A 20,811-nucleotide genomic window follows, 5' to 3' on the forward strand; every position below is an offset into this window, starting at 1 on the left:
GGCGCCCCTCCGCGCGCCATTCGACAGCCCCGTTAACAACTTTTAGATAAATTTTGCAGACAGGCTTCGGGGTTAACCCTTTGCTAACCAACCCGCCTCATGGTCACATTGTGTCATAACTAAGGCCCCACTGGGCTCAGGCAAGGAAAAGTTTCGATGGGTCTTTCTGGACCGATCCTCCCCGATCACCCTGACTGGTTGCCGCCTGCGGCACGCCTTTATCTGGATCATGTGGCGGGGGGGCTGTCGTTGCGGTCCATCGCGCGCCGCGAGGGGGTTCACGCCTCCACCGTGCTGCGGCAGGTCCGCCGCTATGAAAACCGCCGCGACGATCCGCTGATGGATTCGGCTCTCACCCTTTACTCCGGCGCCAAGGATGCCCCCATGACGATGCCCGCCCGCCTGCCCGCAACCCCCGCCACCATCGAGGCCGAGGCCCACCGCATCCTGCGCCGCCTGGCCGAACCCGGCGCGCTTCTGGCCTTCGCCCCCGAGATGGAGAAGGCCATCGTCCTGCGCGAACTGCCCAATGGCGAGACGGCCCGCATCGCCGTCGTCGCGCGCGAGGTGGCGGAGGCCTTCGTGCTGCGCGACTGGATCACCTGCCGCAAGGCCGGCCGGATCAGCACCTACGCGCTGTCGGCCGAAGGGCGCGCGCATCTGCGTCAGGGGCAGGGCATGGCCGAGGCGCCGGCCGGGTTCGACTGGAACGGCGCCGAGGTGGAGGAGCGCTTCCCCCGTTATGGCCAGGTGGAAACGCCCGTGGCCCAGATGGGCCGCCGCCGCGACAAGGATGGCCAGCCCTTCCTGTCCCCCGAACTCGTTTCCGCCGCCGAACGGCTGCGCGAGGATTTCGAGCTGGCGCAGATGATGCCGAACACCACCCAGAACTGGGAGCGGTTCCTGGATGGTGGGGCGCGGGGCACGGGCGGGTCGGCGGGCGGTTTCGGCCCCGCGGCGGCGCGCGAACGCGTGGCGGTGGCGCTGCGCGATCTGGGGCCGGGCCTTGGCGACGTGGTCCTGCGGGTCTGCTGCTATCTGGAAGGGCTGGAGGCCTGCGAAAAGCGCATGGGCTGGGCCGCCCGTTCGGGCAAGGTGGTGCTGCGCATCGGGCTGGAACGGTTGCGCCGCCATTACGCCGAACATCATGGCCGCGGGCCGATGGTGGGATGAAAAAGGGGGCCGGTCGGCCCCCTTTCGTTTATTCGGCCGCTTCGACCGGGGTGTGGTGCGTCACCGGAATGGCGTTCACGTCGCTGTTCTTCTGCAACGCGGCCCGGACCCCGGCCTCGTAATCGCAATGCACACGGCACAGCACGGCCAGCCAGCGTTCCTTCACCGCGGCGGAACACGGGCCCATGGCCGCGCCCATGTTGTCGAACAGGCGCTGCTTTTCCTCCGCGGGCAGCAGGTTGAACAACGCGCGCGGCTGCACGTAATCGGCGTCCGTATCCTCCTGCACGTAACGGTCGGCATCGCCCGAGATCTTCAGGGGCGGTTCCTGTACCGACGTATCCGCCACCGGGCCGCCATGCTGGTTCGGCTCGTAATAGGCGTCGGGATTGCCGAAGTCGTTCGTGAAGAAGCGCATCGCGCCGTCTTTGTGGTAATGGTGCACCGGGCATTTCGGCGCGTTGGCGGGCAGCGCCTCGTAATGCGTGCCCAGGCGATAGCGGTGCGCGTCGGCATAGGAGAAGATGCGCGCCTGCAGCATCTTGTCGGGCGAGAAGCCGATCCCCGGCACCACGTTGGACGGGCTGAAGGCCGCGTTCTCGATGAAGACGAAGTAGTTCTCGGGGTTGCGGTTCAGCTCCATCTCGCCGACCTCGATCAGCGGATAGTCGGCATGGGGCCAGACCTTGGTCAGGTCGAACGGGTTGTAGGGGGTGCGCAGCGCGTCCTCTTCCGGCATCGCCTGGATGTGCAGCTTCCATTTCGGGAAACGGCCGTCCTCGATCGCGTTGAAAAGGTCCTCCTGATAGCTTTCGCGCGTCTTGCCGATCAGCACCTCGGCCTCGGCGTTGGTGTAGTTGCGGATCGGCTGTTCGCAGCGCCAGTGGAACTTCACCCAGTGCCGGACGCCATCCTTGTTCCAGACGCTGAACGTGTGGGAGCCGTAGCCGTGCATGTGCATCGGGTTCACCGGAATGCCGCGGTCCGACATCAGGATCGTTACCTGGTGCACCGATTCGGGATGGGCCGACCAGAAGTCGAACATCGCCTCGGGCGACCGCAGGTTCGTCTTAGGGTGGCGCTTCTGCGTGCGGATGAAGTCCGGGAACTTGATGCCGTCGCGGATGAAGAAGATGGGCGTGTTGTTGCCCACGATGTCCCAGTTGCCTTCCTCGGTGTAGAACTTCACCGAAAAGCCGCGCACGTCGCGTTCGGCGTCCGCCGCGCCCAGTTCACCGGCCACGGTGGAAAAGCGGGTCAGGACCTCGGTTTTCTTGCCGACGGTGTCGAAGACCTTGGCGGCCGACAGGTGGGTAATGTCCTTCGTCACGGTGAAGGTCCCCAAGGCGCCCCAACCCTTGGCGTGCACCACCCGCTCCGGAATGCGTTCGCGGTTCTGGTGGGCCAGCTTTTCGATCAGCTGATAGTCCTGCAGCAGCACGGGGCCGCGGGCGCCGGCCGTCTGGCTGGTGCTGTTGGAGGCGACAGGGGCGCCTGCCGTCGTGGTGAGGCGGGGTTTGGATTCATCTCTCATTTTTGCGTCTTTCACGAGTGGCAGTCCCTCGCTGGATGCCGCATCCGTGGAATAAAGGAAAATCGGATTTACTTGGGATCACGATCAGATTAGCTGATGATGATGCTGACCCTGCGCCAACTCTCCTATTTCCTTGCTTTGGCCGAAACGCGCCATTTCGGCCAGGCCGCCGCGCGCGTTCACGTCACGCAGCCCGCGCTTTCGATGCAGATCCGCGAGATGGAGGCGGGCTTGGGCGTGGCCCTGATCGAACGGGGCCGCACGATCCGGCTGACCCCCGCGGGGCGCGAGGTGGCCCGCCGCGCTGCCCGCGTTCTGACCGATGTGCGGGAGATCGAGGCCATGGCCCGGCGGCACGCGCTGGGTGGGCGGCTGAACATCGGCATCATTCCCACGGTCGCGCCCTATCTTCTGCCCGACCTGCTGCCGCGCCTGCCTTTGCAACTGCGGCTGAGGGAGGCGCAGACCGACCGTCTTCTGGCGGGGCTGGAGGACGGGACGCTGGACGCGATCGTGGTGGCGACGGCCGTGGGCGCGCCCGATCTGGTGACGGTGCCCTTGTTCCGCGACCGCTTCCTGCTGGCGGGCAGCGATGCTCGGCTGGAGGCGCTGGGGTCGGTCGAGGCGCTGCGGCCCGTGGCGCTGGACCCCGAGGAACTGCTGCTGCTGGACGAAGGGCACTGTCTGGCCGACCAGGCGCTGGACGTGTGCGGGTTGGAACGGCGCGGCACGCGGCTGGATCTGGGCGCGTCGTCCCTCTCCACGCTGGCGGGGCTTGTGGGGCAGGGCGTGGGCTTCACGTTCCTTCCAGAAATCGCCGTGCCCACCGAACGGGCGGCGCATCCCCTGATGCGGGTGGCCCGCTTCGCCGACCCGCAACCGTCGCGCGACGTGGCGCTGATCGGGCGGGCCGGCACGGCGGCCGAGCCTTGGTTCACCACCCTGGCAGGGGCGCTGACACAGGCGGCGGACCAGCGGCTGGCGCAGGTCCGCTAGGGCCTTCTCAGGCCGCCTTGGCCTTGGCATCCTCGCGCAGCCAGTTCAGCAGCGTTTCGGGCGAGGATTCGCCATAAGGATCGTCGGTGAAGTTGTCGCACAGGCCCGGTTCCTCGAACCACGCCTCCACCACGCCGTTGTTGATGATGGCGGCATAGCGCCACGACCGCAGACCGAAGCCGAGGTTGTCCTTGCGCACCAGCATGCCCACGCGGCGGGTGAATTCGCCCGATCCGTCGGGGATGACCTTCACGTTTTGCAGATTCTGCGACTTGGCCCACTGGTTCATCACGAAGGCGTCGTTGACCGACAGGCAATAGATCTCGTCGATGCCCAGCGCCTGGAAGTCGGCGAAGCCTTGTTCGAAGCCCGGCAGCTGGAAGGTGGAGCAGGTGGGCGTGAACGCGCCGGGCAGGGCGAACAGCACGACGCGCTTGCCGGCGAAGTAATCCGACGTCGTCTTCATCTCCCACCGGAACGGGTTCGGCCCGCCGATGCTTTCATCCCGCACGCGCGTCTGGAAATTCACCTGAGGGAGTTTCACACCCGTCTGCATATTGTCGTCCTCTGGAACAATGATCCTGACGGATCGCCTGCTCCTCCCCGGCCGCGACTTTAATGGGACGGGCAGGCGGCATCAAGCGGCTCCGGTTGCGCGGGCGGGCGTTTGGCCTTATGTCTTGCCCCAAGCCAGCGCGAGGGAGGTTTGCCATGCGCGATCTGAAGATTCCCGACCAGCGTCACCCCGAAAAGGCGCACCGCGCCGACAACGCGCAGCCGAAGAAGCCGGCATGGATCCGTGTGAAGGCCCCCACCTCGGCGGGCTACAAGGAAACGCGCGACATCATCAAGGAAAACCGCCTCGTAACCGTGTGCGAGGAGGCCGGCTGCCCCAACGTGGGCGAGTGCTGGAGCCAGGGCCACGCCACCATGATGATCATGGGCGAGATCTGCACCCGCGGCTGCACCTTCTGCAACGTGGCGACGGGCAAGCCGCAGAACCTGGACGCGTTCGAACCGGGCCGCGTGGCGCATGCCGTGTCGAAGCTGGGGCTGAACCACGTGGTCGTCACCTCGGTCGACCGCGACGACCTGACGGATGGCGGGGCGGACCATTTCGCCCAGACGATCCGCGCGATCCGCCACCGTTCCCCCGGCACGACGATCGAGATCCTGACCCCCGACTTCCTGAAATGCGCGGATTCGGTGCTGGAAACCGTGGTGGCGGCCAAGCCCGACGTGTTCAACCACAACCTGGAAACCGTTCCGGGCCTGTATCTGGAGGTGCGCCCCGGCGCCCGCTACTTCCATTCGCTGCGCCTGCTGCAGCGCGTGAAGGAACTGGACCCGACCATCTTCACGAAGTCGGGCATCATGGTGGGCCTTGGGGAAAACAGCGCGCAGGTGCGGCAGGTCATGGACGACATGCGCGCCGCCGACGTGGACTTCCTGACGATCGGGCAATACCTGCAGCCGACGCCGAAGCACCACCGCGTGGACCGCTTCGTCACGCCGGAGGAATTCGCGACCTATGAAAAGGCGGCCTACAACAAGGGTTTTCTGATGGTGTCGGCCACGCCGCTCACGCGGTCCTCCTATCACGCGGGCGACGACTTCCAGCGTCTGCGAGCGGCGCGTCTGGCCAAGCTGGGTGCTTGACGAACCGCCGGGGGCGTGAAACAGGGAACCGTCAAACGAACCCTTCCAAGGAGATGCCCCATGGAGATTCGCGAGGCGCTTACCTTCGACGATGTCCTGCTTGTGCCGGGGGCCAGTTCGGTCCTGCCGTCCGACGCCGACGTGTCCACCTACGTCACGAAATCGATCCGCCTGAACATACCGCTTCTGTCGTCCGCGATGGACACGGTGACCGAGGCGCGGATGGCCATCGCCATGGCGCAGGCCGGCGGGATGGGCGTGATCCACCGCAACCTCAACATCGAACAGCAGGCCGATGAGGTCCGCCGCGTGAAGCGGTTCGAAAGCGGCATCGTCTACAAGCCGATCACCCTGCGCGCCGACCAGACGCTGGCCGACGCGAAGGCCCTTCAGGCCCGCTACAACGTGACCGGTTTCCCGGTGGTGGACGAAGGCGGCCGCGTGGTCGGCATCGTCACGAACCGCGACATGCGCTTCGCCTCGGACGACCGGACGCCGGTGTCGGTGATGATGTCGTCGGAAAACCTCGCGATCCTTCAGGAACCGGCCGACCGGGAAACCGCGATCAGCCTGATGAAGGCGCGCCGGATCGAAAAGCTGCTGGTCACGGACGGGCAGGGCAAGCTGACCGGCCTTCTGACGCTGAAGGACACGGAAAAGTCGGTCCTGAACCCCAACGCCTGCAAGGACGGTCTGGGCCGGCTGCGCGTGGCCGCAGCCTCCACCACCGGGGATGCCGGGTTCGAACGGTCGATGGCGCTGATCGACGCGGGCGTGGACATGGTGGTGATCGACACCGCGCATGGCCATTCCGCCGGCGTGGCCAAGGCGGTGGAGCGGATCAAGGCCCTGTCCGGCGACATACAGGTCGTGGCCGGCAACGTCGCCACGGCCGAAGCCACGCGCGCGCTGATCGGCGCGGGCGCGGACGCGGTGAAGGTGGGAATCGGCCCCGGTTCCATCTGCACCACCCGCATCGTGGCGGGCGTGGGCGTGCCGCAGCTGACCGCGATCATGGATTCGGCCCGCGGTGCGGGGGACATCCCGATCATCGCGGATGGCGGCATCAAGTTCTCGGGCGATTTCGCCAAGGCCATCGCGGCCGGCGCGTCCTGCGCCATGGTCGGATCGGCCATCGCGGGCACCGACGAATCCCCCGGGGAGGTGATCCTGTACCAAGGCCGCAGCTTCAAGTCCTATCGCGGGATGGGCAGCCTTGGTGCCATGGCGCGCGGCTCGGCCGACCGGTATTTCCAGAAGGACGCGGCGTCCGACAAGCTGGTGCCGGAAGGGATCGAGGGGCAGGTTCCCTACAAGGGCACGGCGGCGGCGGTGATCCACCAGCTGGTCGGCGGGCTTCGCGCCTCCATGGGCTATACCGGCAGCGCTACCGTGGCTGAGATGCGGACCGGTTGCCAGTTCGTCCGCATCACCAATGCGGGGCTGAGCGAGAGCCACGTCCACGACGTGCAGATCACGCGGGAATCGCCGAACTACCGCATCGGCTGAAGGAAGGGGGCCACGCCTTCGGGCGTGGCCTTATCCGTTCTGGAACAGGGTCCGGATCTCGATCCCGGTCTTGCCGTCCACGGTCACGACTTCTCCGGTGCCGATGCGACGGTCGTTCACCAGGATGTCCACCGTGGTGGCCTTGGGACGGTCCAGGGTCACCAGCGTGCCTGGGCCCATCTTGCGCAGATCGGCCAGGGTCACCATCGCGTCGCCGACGTGAAACGTCAGGCGAATGTTCAGGGCGTCGAAATGGGCGTCATCCATGTCATTGGCTTTCCGTCAGAAGCAGGGTCCGTTTTGGGTGGCAGCGTGGGAAGCACGCGTCTTGATACGCAGATCCGCGCAACCTGCGGCACCGGGAAGAATGACGGTCATCATACCCACAGGGATGAAAAGGTTTCGTGACAATCCGGGGGGCGAAGCCTCTCCTTGCACGGGTGCCTGTTCTGCGCCATTCACGGAGCAGATGAATGAAAAAGAGGGGGGACGTGGCAATGAGCACTGGAGCCGACCAGCCGGAACTGAAACGTGTCATGGGGCCGAAGCTGCTGCTTCTGTTCATCGTGGGCGACATCCTGGGAACCGGGGTCTACGCCCTGACCGGAACCGTGGCGGGGGAGGTGGGGGGCGCTGCCTGGGCGCCGTTCCTTCTGGCCTTCGCCGTCGCCACCATCACGGCCCTGTCCTATCTGGAACTGGTGACGCGGTACCCGCAGGCGGCGGGCGCGGCGCTTTATGCGCACAAGGCGTTCGGCATCCACTTCCTGACCTTCATCGTGGCCTTCACGGTCATGTGCTCGGGCATCACCTCGGCCTCTACTGCGTCGAACGCTTTTGCGGGGTTCCTGAACGACGGGCTGGGGCTGGGCCTGGGTAAGGGCGGGCTTCTGGCGGTAGCGCTGGGCTTCATGGCGCTGGTCGCCGCCGTCAACTTCCGCGGTGCGGGGGAAAGCGTGAAGGCCAACGTGGTGCTGACCTGCGTGGAACTGTCGGGCCTGCTGCTGATCATCTTCATCGGCCTCTTCGCGATGGCGCAGGGCCGGGCCGACTTTTCCGAGGTGATGGTCTTCCAGTCCGCCGATGAAAAGGGCGCGTTCCTCGCACTCACCGCCGCCACGGCCATGGCCTTCTTCGCCATGGTGGGGTTCGAGGATTCCGTCAACATGGCCGAGGAGGTGCACGATCCCGTCCGCACCTTCCCCAAGATCATGCTGTCGGGGCTGGCGATCACCGGGGTGATCTACGTCCTCGTGTCGATCTGTGCGGTGGCGCTGGTTCCGGTGGGCGATCTGTCGGACCCCGAAAAAGGCTCGGCCCTGACGCAGGTGGTGCGGGCCGGGGCGCCGGGGTTGCCCTTTGACACGATCTTCCCGTTCATCGGGATGTTCGCGGTCGCGAACTCCGCCCTCATCAACATGCTGATGGCCAGCCGGCTGATCTACGGCCTGGCGCGGCAGCGGGTCCTGCCGCCGGTGCTGGGCCGCGTGCATCCGGTGCGCCGCACGCCTTGGGTGGCGGTGCTGTTCACCACGGTGCTGGCCTTCGCCCTGATCTGCGCGGTGGTGCTGTGGTCGGACACGGGGGCGATCAGCCTTCTGGGCGGCACAACGTCGCTGCTGCTGCTGGGGGTGTTCACGATCCTGAACGTGTCGCTTCTGGTGATCCGCCGGACGCCGGCGACCGAACGCCACTTCCGCGCGCCCGTCTGGGGGCCGTGGGTGGGGGCCGTGACCTGCGCCTTCCTGGTCGGCCCCTGGGCGCGCAGCGCCAGCCAGATGGGGCAATACCGGATCGCGGCCTGGCTTCTGGGTCTGGGCGTCGTGCTCTGGGCGCTGACCTGGATGTGGAACCGGCAGACGGGCGTGTCCGCCGGAACCATGAAGGATGCGGGCCATCTGGACGAGGATCCGTCCAAGGTCCGCAAGGGCTGATCAGAACGGGATCTCGTCGTCGAAGTCGTTGGAGCGTCCGCCGCCACCCTGCTGCGGACGCGACGCCCCGCCGCGCGACGAGGACCCGCCCTGCGAGCCGCCCTCGTAGTCGTAGCCGCCGCCCTGCGAGCCGCCGCGATCCTCATACCCGCCGCCGGAGGGTCCGCCGCCGTCGCCGCGCCCGCCCAGCATCGTCATGGTCGAACGGAAGGGGCGCAGCACCACCTCGGTCGTGTACTTGTCCTGCCCGCTCTGGTCCTGCCATTTGCGGGTTTCCAGCTGGCCTTCCAGATATACGCTCGATCCCTTGCGCAGGTATTGTTCGGCCACGCGCACCAGGTTTTCATCCATGATCGCGACGGAATGCCATTCTGTGCGCTCCTTGCGCTCTCCGCTGGCCTTGTCGCGCCACGTCTCGGTGGTGGCGATCCGCAGGTTGCAGACCTTGCCGCCGTTCTGGAAGCTGCGCACTTCCGGATCGCGGCCCAGATTGCCGACGATGATGACCTTGTTGACCGAACCCGCCATGCGCGTTTACTCCATTTTTGGTTCGGAAAGGCTTACACCGCCCCCCGTTGTGACGCAATCCGCCGATGGCGCACGTGCCGCTGGCCTCAGCCACCGGTTCGTGTAAAGTGCCGGGCGGGACAGTGAAGGACGAATGCATGCGCATCATGACGCTTGCGGCCGCGATGGTGGTCATCACCTCGGGGCCGATCTTGGCCGAAGGGATATTCGCGAAACACCCCGTATCGGCCCCTCTTTCCAGGTTCAGCGTGTTGGATACACGGGCCGCACGGCAATATTCCGGCTCCACCCGCCTGCAACCGCCGTCTGAGCGGGCGCGGGACGCCGCGGTTACCAGCTTCAGCGGAACCTATCGCGGCAGCTACCGGGGGCAGTATCTGGCGGCCGCCCGCGCTTCGGCCAAGAAGCATGGCGTTCCGGAGGAGTTATTCCTGCGTCTGGTGCAGCAGGAATCCGGCTGGAACCCCGCCGCGGTGTCGCCCAAGGGGGCGCGGGGGCTGGCGCAGCTGATGCCCGGCACGGCGCAGCTGATCGGCGCGTCGATCGACAATCCGGAATCGAACCTGGACGGCGGCGCGCGCTATCTGCGGATGATGTACGACCGGTTCGGCAACTGGCGCCACGCGCTGGCCGCCTACAACGCCGGCCCCGGCGCGGTGGAGCAGTATCGCGGGATCCCGCCTTACGCGGAAACCCAGAACTACGTGCGGATCATCGCGGGCGGCTGACCGCCGCCCCGCGTTTTCAGGCCAAGGCCCCGTCGGCCAAGATGCGGGTTTTGCCGCCCAGATAGGGCCACAGCGCCTGCGGCAGGTCGACGGAGCCGTCCTCCTGCTGCCCGTTCTCCAGCACCGCGATCATGCAGCGCCCGACGGCCAGGCCGGAGCCGTTCAGCGTGTGGACGAATTCCGGCTTGCCGCCTTCGGGGCGGAAGCGCGCGTTCATCCGGCGCGCCTGGAAATCCCCGCAGACGGACACGGACGACACCTCGCGGTAGGTGTCCTGACCGGGCAGCCACACTTCCAGATCGTGGGTCTTGGTCGCGCCGAAGCCCATGTCGCCGGTGCACAGCACGACGACGCGGTAGGGCAGGTTCAGCTTCTGCAGGATCGCCTCGGCGCACTCGGTCATGCGCTCATGCTCGGCCGCGGACTGGTCGGGGGTGGTGATGGACACCATCTCCACCTTCTCGAACTGGTGCTGGCGCAGCATGCCTGCCGTGTCCTTGCCCGCGCTGCCGGCCTCGGACCGGAAGCACTGGGAATGGGCCGTCATGCGGATGGGCAGGGTTTCCCAATCCAGAATTTCGCCCGCCACGGTGTTGGTCAGCGTCACTTCGGAGGTGGGGATCAGCCACCAGCCGTTGGTGGTCTGATAGCTGTCCTCGGTAAACTTGGGCAGCTGGCCAGTGCCCAGCATCGCCTCGTCCCGCACCAGAACCGGGGTCCAGGTTTCGGAGAGGCCGTGATCGTCCACATGCGTGTCCAGCATGAACTGGGCCAGCGCGCGGTGCAGGCGCACCATCGCGCCCTTCAGCACCACGAAGCGGCTGCCCGACAGCTTTGCCGCCGTCTGGAAATCGAGGCCGGGCTTCGCACCCGCGATCTCGTAATGCTCCTTCGGGGGGAAGGCGAAATTGCGGGGGCTGCCCCAGCGGCGCAGCTCCACGTTCCCGTCCTCGTCCGCGCCGTCGGGCACGTCGGCACGGGGCAGGTTGGGGATGGTCAGCAGCAGGTCGCGCAGGCGCGCATCCTCGGCGGCGGCTTCCTCGTTCAGGCGGGCGATGTCGGCCTTCTTCTGGGCGACAAGGCCGCGTAGACGCTCGAATTCGGCGTCGTTGCCGGCGGCCTTGGCGGCGCCCACGTCCTTGCTGGCGCGGTTCTGTTCGGCCTGCGCGGTTTCCGCCGCAAGGATCCGGCTGCGGCGCGCCTCGTCAAGCGCCAGGATGCGCGACGACATCGGCTCGGCCCCGCGACGCGACAACGCCGCATCGAAGGCGGCGGGGTTTTCGCGGATGGCGCGGATGTCGTGCATGTCGAAGGCTCCTGCATCATGGGGTCCGGGTTTCCTATGCCCCATCGCGCCCAACGGGGGAACCGGAAAAATCGCATGACAATCGCGTTAGCCCGGGGGCCTTGCGCCCATTTGCCCCAAGGGCGCGCGCTTGCCATCGCAGGGGGGGGCCATTAGGGTGCGCCACCGACAATCCCGGGGCCGCGCCCCGCGCCAGACGAGGATAACGCATGTTCGCAACCCCCGCCTTTGCCCAGACGGCCGCTTCGGGCGGCGCCGCCGGCGCCCTGACCAGCTTCGTCCCGCTGATCCTGATCTTCGTGATCATGTACTTCCTTCTGATCCGTCCGCAGCAGAAGAAGGTCAAGGAACACCGCGCCATGGTAGACCAGCTGCGCCGCGGCGACCAAGTGGTCACGCAAGGCGGCATCATCGGCAAGGTCGTTCACGTCGCCGAAGGCAACGAGGTTCAGGTGGAGATCGCCGAGGGCGTGAAGGTGAAGGTCCTGCGCCACACCATCGCGCAGGTCATCTCCAAGACCGAACCCGTCGCCTGACCCATTCCTGACCCGGACCTGAAGAATGCTGCAGATACCCACATGGAAACGGATCGTGATCTGGTCGCTCTGCGCCCTTGCGATCCTGTTCGCCATTCCCAACGCCTTCTATGGCCGGGTCGAGAACCACAATGACGCGCGGGCGGCGGTGGCCGAACAGGGCACCGCCCCCACGCCCGAACAGCAGGCCGCCATCGACGGCTGGCCGAACTGGATGCCGTCCTCGCTCATGAACCTCGGGCTTGACCTGCGGGGCGGGGCGCATCTTCTGGCCGAGGTGCGGCTGGCCGAGGTTTATGCCGACCGCGTGGACGCCCTTTGGCCCGAAATGCGCGACGCCCTGCGCGACGCGCGGGCCGAGGTGGGGGGCGTGCGCCGCGTGGCGTCCGACCCCGGCACGCTGCGCATCCAGATCTCCAACCCCGAAGGCATGGCCCGCGCGGTGCAGATCGCTCAGGGGCTGGCACAGCCGATCCAGACGCTGACCGGCACCGGGCAAAGCGATCTGGACGTGCAGGGGCAGGGCGACACCCTGACCATCCAGCTGTCGGAGGCTGAACGCACCGCCACCGACCAGCGCACCATGCAGCAGAGCCTGGAGATCATCCGCCGCCGCGTGGACGAGGTGGGCACCCGCGAACCCACGATCCAGCGCCAGGGCGACGACCGCATCCTGATCGAGGTGCCGGGCATCGGATCGGCGGACGAGCTGAAGGCCCTGATCGGAACCACCGCGCAGCTGACCTTCAACTCGGTCGTCAGCCGCACCGCGGACGCCAACGCGCCGGTCGAAGCCGGGCAGGAGCTGCTGCCCTCGGAAAACGAACCCGGCGTCTTCTACATCGTGCAGGCCACGCCCGTGGTGTCGGGCGAACAGCTGGTGGACGCGCAGCCCGCGTTCGACCAGAACAACGCCCCGGCCGTGAACTTCCGCTTCAACGGCGCCGGTGGCCGCATCTTCGGCGACTACACGGCGCAGAACATCGGCCGTCCCTTTGCCATTGTGCTGGACGATCAGGTGATTTCGGCCCCCGTCATCAACTCCGCCATTCCGGGCGGGTCGGGGATCATCACCGGCAACTTCACGGTGGAGGATTCCACGGAACTCGCCGTTCTTCTGCGCGCCGGGGCGCTGCCCGCCGGGATGGACTTCCTCGAGGAACGGACCATCGGGCCGGAACTGGGGCAGGACAGCATCGACGCGGGGCGCATGGCCTCCATCATCGGGATGGTCGCGGTCGTCGTGTTCATGGTCGCCTGCTACGGCTGGTTCGGCATGATCGCCAACATCGCCCTGACCATCAACGTGATCGCCATCTTCGCCGTCCTGTCGCTGCTGGGCGCCACGCTGACGCTTCCGGGCATCGCGGGCATCGTGCTGACCATGGGCACCGCGGTGGACGCCAACGTCCTGATCTTCGAGCGTGTGCGCGAGGAGCTGCGCGCCGGCCGCAACCCGGTCCGCGCGCTGGACGAAGGCTTCCAAAAGGCGCTGTCGGCGATCATCGACGCCAACATCACGACGCTGCTGACCGCCATCATCATGTTCGCCGTCGGCTCCGGCCCCGTGCGCGGCTTTGCCGTGACGCTGGGGATCGGGATCATCACCTCGATGTTCACATCCGTCTTCGTCGCCCGTTCGCTGATCGCCACCTGGTACGCGTGGCGCCGGCCCAAGACCATCACCGTGTAAGGAGAAGCGGACATGGCCCTTCGTCTGAAGCTTGTTCCCGACAACACGAAGATCGACTTCTTCCGCTGGCAATGGCTGACCTTCGGGTCCTCCATCGCCGTCATGATCGCCTCGCTGATCATCGTGGCGGTGATGGGGCTGAACTTCGGCATCGACTTCCGCGGCGGCACGACCATCCGGACGGAATCGTCGCAGCCCGTCGATGTCGGCGCCTATCGCGAGGCGTTGCAGCCCTTGGGCATCGGCGACGTCATCATCACCGAAGTGTTCGATCCGACCTTCCGCGCGGACCAGCACGTCGCCTCCATCCGGATCGAGGCGCAGGAGGGCAGCGCCGCCGCCAGCACGGAGTCGGTGGAAAAGGTCAGCAATGCCCTGCGCGCGATCGACCCGTCCATCACCTTCCCGTCCGTCGAATCGGTGGGGCCCAAGGTGTCGGGCGAACTGGTGCAGTCGGCGGTGCTGGCTTTGGGCCTCGCGGCGTTGGGGATCGGGATCTACATCTGGTTCCGCTTCGAATGGCAGTTCGCGGTGGGCACGATCCTCGCCTCTGTCCACGACGTGCTGGTGACCGTGGGCATCCTGTCGCTGTTCCAGATGCGGTTCGACCTGACTACGGTGGCGGCGCTTCTGACCATCCTCGGGTTTTCGGTCAACGACACGGTGGTGGTGTTCGACCGGCTGCGGGAAAACCTGCAGAAGTACAAGACTATGCCCCTGCGCGACGTGATGAACCTGTCGGTGAACGAAACGCTGAGCCGAACCGTGATGACCGTGGCCACCACGCTGATCGCCCTGTTCGCGCTGCTGATCTTCGGCGGCGACGTGCTGCGCGGCTTCGTGTCGGCCATCATCTTCGGCGTGCTGCTGGGCACATACTCGTCGATCTACATGGCCAAGAACCTCGTCCTCTGGATCGGGGTGAACCGGGAGCCGAAGCCGAAATCCAAGGCCGGCACCAAGTTCGCGGACATCGACGCCTGATGCCGATGATGGAGGAAATCTCCTACCCCGAGGCGCAGCCGATCGAGGGATATGGCCCGGGCTTCTTCCGCATCGCGGGGCAGGCCCTTCAGGGCCCGCTGCTGGTGTCGCCGTGGAGCACGATCGCCTGGGGCGGGTATGACGACACGGCGCCCCTGCTGGCGCTGGCGGACCGGATCGACGTGCTGTTCCTAGGCACGGGGGGCGACATCGCCCATGCCCCCCGCGCGCTGCGCCACGCGCTGGAACAGGCCGGCGTGGGGGTGGAGGTCATGTCCTCGCCCGCCGCGTGCCGGACCTACAATCTGCTGCTGGCCGAAGGCCGCCTGATCGCGGTGGCACTGATCCCCGTCTAGCCCTTGACCGGGCGGGCGTCCTGCGCCATTCCGACGCCCATGGTTCCAATGGACAAACTCGCCCAGATCACGCGCCGCTTCGAGTTTCTCGAGGCGAAGCTGTCCGCGGGCGCCCCGCCGGCCGAGATCGCCGCCCTTAGCCGCGAATACGGCGACCTGAAGCCCGTCGTGACCGAGATCGCCGCCTACACCCGGGCGCTGGACGATCTGGCCGAGGCGGAGGCGATGCTGTCCGACCCCGAGATGCGCGCGCTGGCCGAGGACGAGATCCCCGCCCTGAAGGCCCGCATTCCGGAAATGGAGCAGGCCCTGCGCATCGCGCTGCTGCCCAAGGACGCCGCCGACGCCCGCCCCGCCATTCTCGAGATTCGTCCCGGCACCGGCGGGGACGAGGCCGCGCTGTTCGCCGCCGACCTTCTGCGGATGTATCAGCGCTATGCGGAATCGCAGGGCTGGACGTTCCAGATCATCGACCTTGTGGAAAGCGATCTGGGCGGCATCCGCGAGTTGACGGCGCTGGTGCAGGGCGAAGGCGTCTTCGCCCGGCTGAAATACGAATCCGGCGTCCACCGCGTGCAGCGGGTGCCGGAGACGGAAGCCGGCGGCCGCATCCACACCTCGGCCGCGACGGTGGCGGTCCTGCCCGAGGCGGAGGAGGTGGAGATCGATATCCCCGCCACCGACATCCGCATCGACACCATGCGCGCCAGCGGGGCGGGCGGGCAGCACGTGAACACGACCGACTCCGCCGTGCGCATCACCCACCTGCCCACGGGCATCGTGGTCACCAGTTCCGAAAAGTCCCAGCACCAGAACCGCGCCATCGCCATGCAGGTCCTGCGCGCCCGCCTCTATGAGGCGGAGCGGGAGCGCACCGACGCCGCCCGCGCCGCCGACCGCAAGGCGCAGGTGGGATCGGGCGACCGCAGCGAGCGCATCCGCACCTACAACTTCCCGCAGGGGCGGATGACGGATCACCGGATCAACCTGACCCTGTATTCCCTGACGCAGATCATGGCGGGCGACCTGACGGGCATCATCGACGCCCTGATCTCGCACGACCAGGCCGCGAAGCTGGCCGAGATGGAGGCATGATCGTCGCCGATGCCCTGCGCGCCGGCACGGCCCGCCTGACTGCGGCCGGGGTGCCCGACGCGGCGCGGGACGCCCGCTGGCTTCTGGCGCACATGATGGGCTTTGCCCCCGACCGTCTGGTGCTGCACCTGCAGGACGAGGTGGGCGCCCGCGCCGCCGCACGGTTTGAGACGGCGCTGACCGCCCGCGAGGCCCGCCAGCCCGTCGCCCAGATCGTGGGGGAACGGCTGTTCTGGGGCCGCCGGTTCCGCGTCACGCGCGAGGTTCTGGACCCGCGGCCCGAAACGGAAAGCCTGATCGCACTGGCCTTGACCGAACGCTTCGGCTCGGTGCTGGACATGGGGACGGGGTCGGGGGCCATCGCCCTGACGCTGATGGCCGAAACGGGTGCGGCCACCACGGCCACGGACCTGTCGCCCGGCGCGCTGGCCGTGGCGGGGGAAAATGCGGCGCGGCTGGGTCTTCATCCCACCTTCCTGCTGTCCGACTGGTTTCAGCGGGTGGAGGGGCGGTTCGACCTGATCGTGTCGAACCCTCCCTACATCGCCGAGGCCGAGATGACCGCCCTGGCCCCCGAGGTGCGGGACTGGGAGCCGCGCATGGCCCTGACGCCCGGCGGCGACGGGCTGGACGCCTACCGCGCCATCGCGGCGGGGGCGGGCGCGCACCTTGCCCCCGGCGGCCGCCTGCTGGTGGAGATCGGGGCCGAGCAGGGGGCGCCCGTGGCGGCCCTGTTCCGCGCGACGGGTCTTGACGATGTGCGGATCCATCCAGATATGGATGGCAGGGACCGGGTTGTTGCCGGTCGCACCCCCCGGATCGGTTGAAAAACACCGAAAACACGGGGGAAAGCGCAATCAGGGTCTTGTCAGTTCGCGTGCGGGGTGCTTATTGGACACACGCGGAGGGTGGACTGGTCAACAGCGCCCGCGCGGTCACGCCGATGCAGCGCCGAACAACTCGCCCGGGTCGGGCAGAGCGTGCCGCATACGCAAGGCCAGATATTCGGATACAAGGACAGTATGCGTTCCTCCAAATCTCGCTCGCGTTCGAAATCGAACCGTCCGCGCCCCTTGGGCAACATCATCAACCGCGTCTTCGACAGCTCCGGCCCCGAGGGCAAGGTGCGCGGCACGCCGCAGCAGATCATCGAGAAATACCTCGTTCTGGCCCGCGACGCCCAGCTGTCGAACGACCGCGTGGCGGCCGAAGCGTTCCTTCAGCACGCCGAGCACTACACCCGCATGTTGAGCGAGGCGCAGCGCGAGATGGCGGCCGAACAGGAAGCCCGCCAGCAGCACCACAACCAGAACCAGCAGCACCACAACCAGCGCCGCGACGACACCCGCGACCAGCCCCGCCGCGACCGCGAGGATGACCGGCGCGACCGGGACGAGGACCGTCCCGCCCGCGACGACGACCGTCGCGACCGTGACGAGGTCCGCCGCGACCGGGACGAGGGTCGGTCCGACAACCGCCGCGACGACGAACGCCACGACCGGCGCGAGCCGGAGCCTGTCGAGGCTGCCATGACGACTGTGGACACCGCGCCCGAGCCGCAGCCGAGCCTGGACCTGCCGGTGGAGGCGCTGGAAGCCCCCGCCGCCGAAAAGCCCCGCCGTCCGCGTGCGCCCCGTCAGCCCAAGGCCGAAGGCGACACGCCGCGCCGTCCGAACACGCGCCGCCCGCGCAAGAAGCCGGAAGACACGGCGGACAACGGCCCCCGCGAGGCCGTGGAATAAGAAAAGCCGCCCCTCGGGGCGGCTTTTTCATTTGGCGATTTCTCGGGCCAGGGCGCAGAACCCTTCCAGGGGAATGTCCTCGGCCCGGTCGGTGGGGGCGATGCCCGCCGCGACCAGCCGATCCTCGATGTCCGGGGCGACGCCTTTCAGCGAGGATCGCAGCATCTTGCGCCGCTGGTTGAAGGCCGCCGCCGTCAGCCGCGCCAGCACGGCGCCGTCGGCGGGATAGCGGGGCTCGTCCAGCTTCTTCAGGTGCACGACGGCGGAATGGATCTTCGGGGCCGGGGTGAACGCCTCGGGCGGCAGGGTCATCACGATCCGCGCCTCGGTCCGCCACTGGGCCAACAGGGCCAGACGGCCATAGGCCTTGGAGCCGGGCTTCGCCACGATCCGCTCCGCCACCTCTTTCTGGAACATCAGGGTCAGGCTGTCCCAGAAGGGCGGCCAGACGGCCGGGGTCAGCCAGCGCACCAGAAGTTCCGTGCCCACGTTGTAGGGCAGGTTCGCCACGATGCGGATGGGCCCCGTCAGCCGGTCGGTCGGGTCGATGGTCAACGCGTCGGCGTTGATCACCTCCAGCCGGCCGGGATAGGCGTCCGCGATCTCGGCCAGGGCGGGCAGGCAGCGGGCGTCCTTCTCGATCGCCAGCACGCGCCGGGCGCCTTCGGCCAGAAGGCCGCGCGTCAGGCCGCCGGGGCCGGGCCCAACCTCGATCACGTCGGATCCCGACAGGTCGCCCGCCATGCGCGCGATCTTGGCCGTCAGGTTCAGGTCCAGGAGGAAGTTCTGGCCCAGTTGCTTCTTCGCCACCAGATCATGGGTCTTGATGACCTCGCGCAGCGGGGGCAGTCCGTCAATCGTGGACACGGGCGGCCCCCATGTCGGCGGCCATGCGCAGGGCCGCGATCAGGCTGGACGGGTTGGCGATGCCCTGTCCCGCGATGTCGAACGCCGTCCCGTGATCGGGCGAGGTGCGGACGAACGGCAGGCCCAGCGTCACGTTCACCCCGTCGTCGAAGGCGATGGTCTTGATCGGGATCAGCGCCTGGTCGTGATACATGCAGACGGCGGCGTCGTAACGCGCCCGTGCCGCCGGGTGGAACATCGTGTCGGCGGGCAGGGGGCCGGTCAACGCCATCCCTTCGGCCCGCAGGGCGTCCAGCACCGCGAACAGGCGCGCTTCCTCCCGCCCCATGGTTCCGCCTTCGCCCGCATGGGGATTCAGGCCCGACACGGCAATGCGGGGCGCGGCGATGCCAAAATCCCGGATCAGTGCGGCGTGCGTGATGCGCAGGGTGTCGGCCAGAAGGTCGTCCGTCAGCGCTTGGGGCACGTCCGCCAAGGGGATGTGGATAGTCGTCGGCACCACCCGCAGTTGGGGGGAGGCGAGCATCATCACCACGCGGTCCACCCCCGCCAGCGCGGCCAGGTATTCCGTGTGGCCGGGATAGGCGAAGCCCGCCCCGTCCTTCAGCGCCTTCTTGGAAATGGGGGCGGTGCAGACGCCCGACACCTCGCCAGCCAGGGCCAGACGCACGGCGGTGGCGATCACGTCGATGACGCCTGCGGCGTTGGCCGGATCGGGCCGCCCCGGCACCGCAGGCGCGCCGAAGCGGTGCGGCAGAAGGGGCAGGCGGTCCGGTGCCACGTCGAGCGCCTCGGCCGGGGTGGCGATCTCGGTCACGGGCATGTCGAAATGGCGCGGATCGCCGATCACGAAGAAGGGCAGGTCCGCGCCCAGACGCAGACGCGCCTTGGCCGCTAGTTCGGGGCCGATGCCCGACGGCTCTCCACAGGTCAGGGCGACGGGGGTCACGGCGTACGGATCAGCGCGTCGTCGCGCAGCTGGCTCAGATACACGGCGGCTCGGGCGTTCAGCTGCTGGTTCAGAAGCTCGCCGCGCACCTCGTCCCGGTTCACCGCCTCTTCGGCGATGGGGCGGCGGGCGCAGACCATCAGAAGGGTCGGTTGACCGCCCACCGTCACCACGGCGGTCTCGTTCTGGTCCAGACCGGCCACGGCCGTCGCCAGCTCGGCCGGAAGGCCCGCCTCAGACCGCGTTTCGCGCTGAACCGCCACGCCATCGCGGCGCGCGGCCGAGTAGAGGTCGTTGCAGCCGTCCACCCGTCCGATGATCTGCGCGGCGGCCCCGGTGGGGTTGTCGGCGGGCAAGGGATAGCGGGCGATCTCCACTTCCGTGGGGCGCTTGGTGGGGGCGGTTTCCTGACGGTCGCGCAGCTGGAACAGCGCCACGGCGTTCGGGATCTGCAAGGGCTGCGTCACGCCGCCCGGGCGCAGGTTCAGGAAGACCGATTGCAGCGGCGGCGGCAGGTCCGACAGCGGCATCCACTCCAGCGCCCCGCCGTTTTCCCGCGACGGGGTGGCGGAATACTGTCGGGCGAATTCGGCGAAGCTTTCGCCGGCCTGGACCCGGCGGGCAATGTCCTCGGCCGCGTTCAGCGCCTGATTTTCCTGACCCGGCGGCACCGGAAGGATCATCTCGGACAAGAGCACGCGCACGTTCGGCGCCTGCTTCTGCGCCTCGATCGCGCGATCGATGTCGGCGTCGCTGATGACGACGCTGGAGGCGTATTTCTGGCGGATCACCCCGCGCCACACGACGCCCGCGCGGACGAAGTCGCGGAAGGTCGTGCGGTCCACGCCCGCGGATTCGATCTGGGTGATGAACTGGTCGGCCGAAAGGTTGGCCCGCTGGGCGAACTCTTCCATGCCCTGTTGCACTTCCTCATCCGAGGCGGTGATGCCCATCTGCTTGGCCGCGTCCAGACGCAGGCGATCCTCGATCAGGCCATCCTCGGCCTGCTGGCCGATGTCGCCCGGTGCGCGCAGAAGGGTCAGGAACTGCCGGCGCTGCGCCAACTCCCACTCCGTCACGGCGCTGCCGTTCACGATGACATGGGGGGCGAACAGGTTCTGCGCCAGAACCGGCGTGGCCGCGCCAAAACCCGACACGAGTGCGGTCGTCAGAAGCGGAAGGATATAACGGGTCATTCGGTCTTCTCTCGTCTTCGTGCGGG

21 protein-coding genes are annotated in these 20,811 nt (G+C 67.6%); 13 read left to right on the forward strand and 8 right to left on the reverse strand.

Annotated elements, in window-relative coordinates:
* The first annotated feature begins 156 nt into the window (after positions 1-156).
* Positions 157-1,173 (forward strand): DUF6456 domain-containing protein, encoded by a 1,017-nt coding sequence (locus PIJ50_RS05545; protein WP_271973452.1) that lies wholly within the window; start codon positions 157-159, stop codon positions 1,171-1,173.
* A gap of 28 nt (positions 1,174-1,201) precedes the next feature.
* Here the strand turns inward: PIJ50_RS05545 and PIJ50_RS05550 are convergent, their stop codons facing one another.
* A complete protein-coding gene (locus PIJ50_RS05550; protein ID WP_271973453.1) occupies positions 1,202-2,707 on the reverse strand; it encodes a catalase in 1,506 nt (501 codons plus the stop codon).
* 96 nt (positions 2,708-2,803) lie between these two features.
* Between PIJ50_RS05550 and PIJ50_RS05555 the strand changes: the two genes are divergently transcribed.
* Positions 2,804-3,703 carry a LysR substrate-binding domain-containing protein gene (locus tag PIJ50_RS05555; RefSeq protein ID WP_271973455.1) on the forward strand — a complete coding sequence of 300 codons (900 nt, stop codon included), beginning with the start codon at positions 2,804-2,806 and terminating at the stop codon, positions 3,701-3,703.
* A 7-nt stretch (positions 3,704-3,710) separates the two neighbouring features.
* On the opposite strand, the gene PIJ50_RS05560 is transcribed toward PIJ50_RS05555, so the two are convergent.
* The gene (locus PIJ50_RS05560; protein ID WP_271973457.1) at positions 3,711-4,259 is read right to left on the reverse strand and encodes a peroxiredoxin; all 549 of its coding nucleotides are present in this window, start codon (positions 4,257-4,259) and stop codon (positions 3,711-3,713) included.
* 155 nt (positions 4,260-4,414) lie between these two features.
* On the opposite strand from PIJ50_RS05560, the gene lipA reads away from it, so the two are divergent.
* Both lipA and guaB read left to right on the forward strand, forming a co-directional pair.
* Entirely contained in the window at positions 4,415-5,362 is a 948-nt protein-coding gene (gene lipA, locus PIJ50_RS05565) for a lipoyl synthase (protein ID WP_271973458.1), read from the forward strand.
* Positions 5,363-5,422: 60 nt separating this feature from the next.
* Complete coding sequence (guaB, locus tag PIJ50_RS05570) at positions 5,423-6,871, forward strand: IMP dehydrogenase (protein WP_271973459.1); 1,449 nt, start codon at positions 5,423-5,425, stop codon at positions 6,869-6,871.
* A 30-nt stretch (positions 6,872-6,901) separates the two neighbouring features.
* Here the strand turns inward: guaB and PIJ50_RS05575 are convergent, their stop codons facing one another.
* Complete coding sequence (locus tag PIJ50_RS05575) at positions 6,902-7,138, reverse strand: FliM/FliN family flagellar motor switch protein (protein WP_271973460.1); 237 nt, start codon at positions 7,136-7,138, stop codon at positions 6,902-6,904.
* Positions 7,139-7,368: 230 nt separating this feature from the next.
* Between PIJ50_RS05575 and PIJ50_RS05580 the strand changes: the two genes are divergently transcribed.
* Positions 7,369-8,805, forward strand: coding sequence for an APC family permease (locus PIJ50_RS05580; protein WP_271973462.1), 1,437 nt, complete (start codon positions 7,369-7,371; stop codon positions 8,803-8,805).
* Here PIJ50_RS05580 and ssb read toward each other — a convergent pair whose 3' ends face one another.
* Positions 8,806-9,333, reverse strand: coding sequence for a single-stranded DNA-binding protein (ssb, locus tag PIJ50_RS05585; protein ID WP_271973464.1), 528 nt, complete (start codon positions 9,331-9,333; stop codon positions 8,806-8,808).
* Between the two features lie 137 nt (positions 9,334-9,470).
* On the opposite strand from ssb, the gene PIJ50_RS05590 reads away from it, so the two are divergent.
* Positions 9,471-10,061, forward strand: coding sequence for a lytic transglycosylase domain-containing protein (locus tag PIJ50_RS05590; protein WP_271973466.1), 591 nt, complete (start codon positions 9,471-9,473; stop codon positions 10,059-10,061).
* 16 nt (positions 10,062-10,077) lie between these two features.
* Here the strand turns inward: PIJ50_RS05590 and serS are convergent, their stop codons facing one another.
* On the reverse strand, positions 10,078-11,367 hold the full coding sequence (gene serS / locus PIJ50_RS05595) for a serine--tRNA ligase (RefSeq protein ID WP_271973468.1): 1,290 nt from the start codon (positions 11,365-11,367) through the stop codon (positions 10,078-10,080).
* Positions 11,368-11,576: 209 nt separating this feature from the next.
* On the opposite strand from serS, the gene yajC reads away from it, so the two are divergent.
* The 7 genes from yajC (at position 11,577) to PIJ50_RS05630 (ending at position 17,773) form a co-directional block, all read left to right on the forward strand.
* On the forward strand, positions 11,577-11,903 hold the full coding sequence (gene yajC / locus PIJ50_RS05600; RefSeq protein ID WP_271973469.1) for a preprotein translocase subunit YajC: 327 nt from the start codon (positions 11,577-11,579) through the stop codon (positions 11,901-11,903).
* A gap of 25 nt (positions 11,904-11,928) precedes the next feature.
* A complete protein-coding gene (gene secD, locus PIJ50_RS05605; RefSeq protein ID WP_271973471.1) occupies positions 11,929-13,596 on the forward strand; it encodes a protein translocase subunit SecD in 1,668 nt (555 codons plus the stop codon).
* A 12-nt stretch (positions 13,597-13,608) separates the two neighbouring features.
* The gene (gene secF, locus PIJ50_RS05610; RefSeq protein ID WP_271973473.1) at positions 13,609-14,580 is read left to right on the forward strand and encodes a protein translocase subunit SecF; all 972 of its coding nucleotides are present in this window, start codon (positions 13,609-13,611) and stop codon (positions 14,578-14,580) included.
* Positions 14,580-14,936, forward strand: coding sequence for an Mth938-like domain-containing protein (locus PIJ50_RS05615; protein ID WP_271973475.1), 357 nt, complete (start codon positions 14,580-14,582; stop codon positions 14,934-14,936). The genes secF and PIJ50_RS05615 overlap by 1 nt, the downstream gene beginning before the upstream one ends.
* Positions 14,937-14,975: 39 nt before the next feature.
* Positions 14,976-16,031 carry a peptide chain release factor 1 gene (gene prfA, locus PIJ50_RS05620; RefSeq protein WP_271973476.1) on the forward strand — a complete coding sequence of 352 codons (1,056 nt, stop codon included), beginning with the start codon at positions 14,976-14,978 and terminating at the stop codon, positions 16,029-16,031.
* A complete protein-coding gene (prmC, locus tag PIJ50_RS05625) occupies positions 16,028-16,858 on the forward strand; it encodes a peptide chain release factor N(5)-glutamine methyltransferase (RefSeq protein ID WP_271973478.1) in 831 nt (276 codons plus the stop codon). The genes prfA and prmC overlap by 4 nt, the downstream gene beginning before the upstream one ends.
* A 195-nt stretch (positions 16,859-17,053) precedes the next feature.
* On the forward strand, positions 17,054-17,773 hold the full coding sequence (locus tag PIJ50_RS05630; RefSeq protein ID WP_271973480.1) for a DUF4167 domain-containing protein: 720 nt from the start codon (positions 17,054-17,056) through the stop codon (positions 17,771-17,773).
* Positions 17,774-17,800: 27 nt separating this feature from the next.
* Here PIJ50_RS05630 and rsmA read toward each other — a convergent pair whose 3' ends face one another.
* From rsmA to PIJ50_RS05645, 3 genes are read right to left on the reverse strand one after another with little or no spacing between them, the layout of a single operon-like run.
* Positions 17,801-18,640, reverse strand: a complete 840-nt coding sequence (gene rsmA / locus PIJ50_RS05635; RefSeq protein WP_271973481.1) for a 16S rRNA (adenine(1518)-N(6)/adenine(1519)-N(6))-dimethyltransferase RsmA — start codon at positions 18,638-18,640, stop codon at positions 17,801-17,803.
* A complete protein-coding gene (gene pdxA, locus PIJ50_RS05640; protein ID WP_271973482.1) occupies positions 18,627-19,589 on the reverse strand; it encodes a 4-hydroxythreonine-4-phosphate dehydrogenase PdxA in 963 nt (320 codons plus the stop codon). The genes rsmA and pdxA overlap by 14 nt, the downstream gene beginning before the upstream one ends.
* On the reverse strand, positions 19,586-20,785 hold the full coding sequence (locus PIJ50_RS05645) for a peptidylprolyl isomerase (RefSeq protein WP_271973484.1): 1,200 nt from the start codon (positions 20,783-20,785) through the stop codon (positions 19,586-19,588). Before PIJ50_RS05645 ends, pdxA begins: the two co-directional genes overlap by 4 nt.
* Between the last annotated feature and the right edge of the window lie 26 nt (positions 20,786-20,811).

The sequence above is a fragment of the Falsirhodobacter sp. 20TX0035 genome, assembly GCF_028307215.1.
GTDB lineage: Bacteria > Pseudomonadota > Alphaproteobacteria > Rhodobacterales > Rhodobacteraceae > Falsirhodobacter.

What these genes read in the sequence shown, in the direction of transcription:
- PIJ50_RS05545 (WP_271973452.1), top strand. Translation starts at nt 157, where the DNA reads ATGGGTCTTTCTGGACCGATCCTCCCCGATCACCCTGACTGGTTGCCG.
- PIJ50_RS05550 (WP_271973453.1), bottom strand. Translation starts at nt 2,707, where the DNA reads ATGAGAGATGAATCCAAACCCCGCCTCACCACGACGGCAGGCGCCCCT.
- PIJ50_RS05555 (WP_271973455.1), top strand. Translation starts at nt 2,804, where the DNA reads ATGATGATGCTGACCCTGCGCCAACTCTCCTATTTCCTTGCTTTGGCC.
- PIJ50_RS05560 (WP_271973457.1), bottom strand. Translation starts at nt 4,259, where the DNA reads ATGCAGACGGGTGTGAAACTCCCTCAGGTGAATTTCCAGACGCGCGTG.
- lipA (WP_271973458.1), top strand. Translation starts at nt 4,415, where the DNA reads ATGCGCGATCTGAAGATTCCCGACCAGCGTCACCCCGAAAAGGCGCAC.
- guaB (WP_271973459.1), top strand. Translation starts at nt 5,423, where the DNA reads ATGGAGATTCGCGAGGCGCTTACCTTCGACGATGTCCTGCTTGTGCCG.
- PIJ50_RS05575 (WP_271973460.1), bottom strand. Translation starts at nt 7,138, where the DNA reads ATGGATGACGCCCATTTCGACGCCCTGAACATTCGCCTGACGTTTCAC.
- PIJ50_RS05580 (WP_271973462.1), top strand. Translation starts at nt 7,369, where the DNA reads ATGAGCACTGGAGCCGACCAGCCGGAACTGAAACGTGTCATGGGGCCG.
- ssb (WP_271973464.1), bottom strand. Translation starts at nt 9,333, where the DNA reads ATGGCGGGTTCGGTCAACAAGGTCATCATCGTCGGCAATCTGGGCCGC.
- PIJ50_RS05590 (WP_271973466.1), top strand. Translation starts at nt 9,471, where the DNA reads ATGCGCATCATGACGCTTGCGGCCGCGATGGTGGTCATCACCTCGGGG.
- serS (WP_271973468.1), bottom strand. Translation starts at nt 11,367, where the DNA reads ATGCACGACATCCGCGCCATCCGCGAAAACCCCGCCGCCTTCGATGCG.
- yajC (WP_271973469.1), top strand. Translation starts at nt 11,577, where the DNA reads ATGTTCGCAACCCCCGCCTTTGCCCAGACGGCCGCTTCGGGCGGCGCC.
- secD (WP_271973471.1), top strand. Translation starts at nt 11,929, where the DNA reads ATGCTGCAGATACCCACATGGAAACGGATCGTGATCTGGTCGCTCTGC.
- secF (WP_271973473.1), top strand. Translation starts at nt 13,609, where the DNA reads ATGGCCCTTCGTCTGAAGCTTGTTCCCGACAACACGAAGATCGACTTC.
- PIJ50_RS05615 (WP_271973475.1), top strand. Translation starts at nt 14,580, where the DNA reads ATGCCGATGATGGAGGAAATCTCCTACCCCGAGGCGCAGCCGATCGAG.
- prfA (WP_271973476.1), top strand. Translation starts at nt 14,976, where the DNA reads ATGGTTCCAATGGACAAACTCGCCCAGATCACGCGCCGCTTCGAGTTT.
- prmC (WP_271973478.1), top strand. Translation starts at nt 16,028, where the DNA reads ATGATCGTCGCCGATGCCCTGCGCGCCGGCACGGCCCGCCTGACTGCG.
- PIJ50_RS05630 (WP_271973480.1), top strand. Translation starts at nt 17,054, where the DNA reads ATGCGTTCCTCCAAATCTCGCTCGCGTTCGAAATCGAACCGTCCGCGC.
- PIJ50_RS05645 (WP_271973484.1), bottom strand. Translation starts at nt 20,785, where the DNA reads ATGACCCGTTATATCCTTCCGCTTCTGACGACCGCACTCGTGTCGGGT.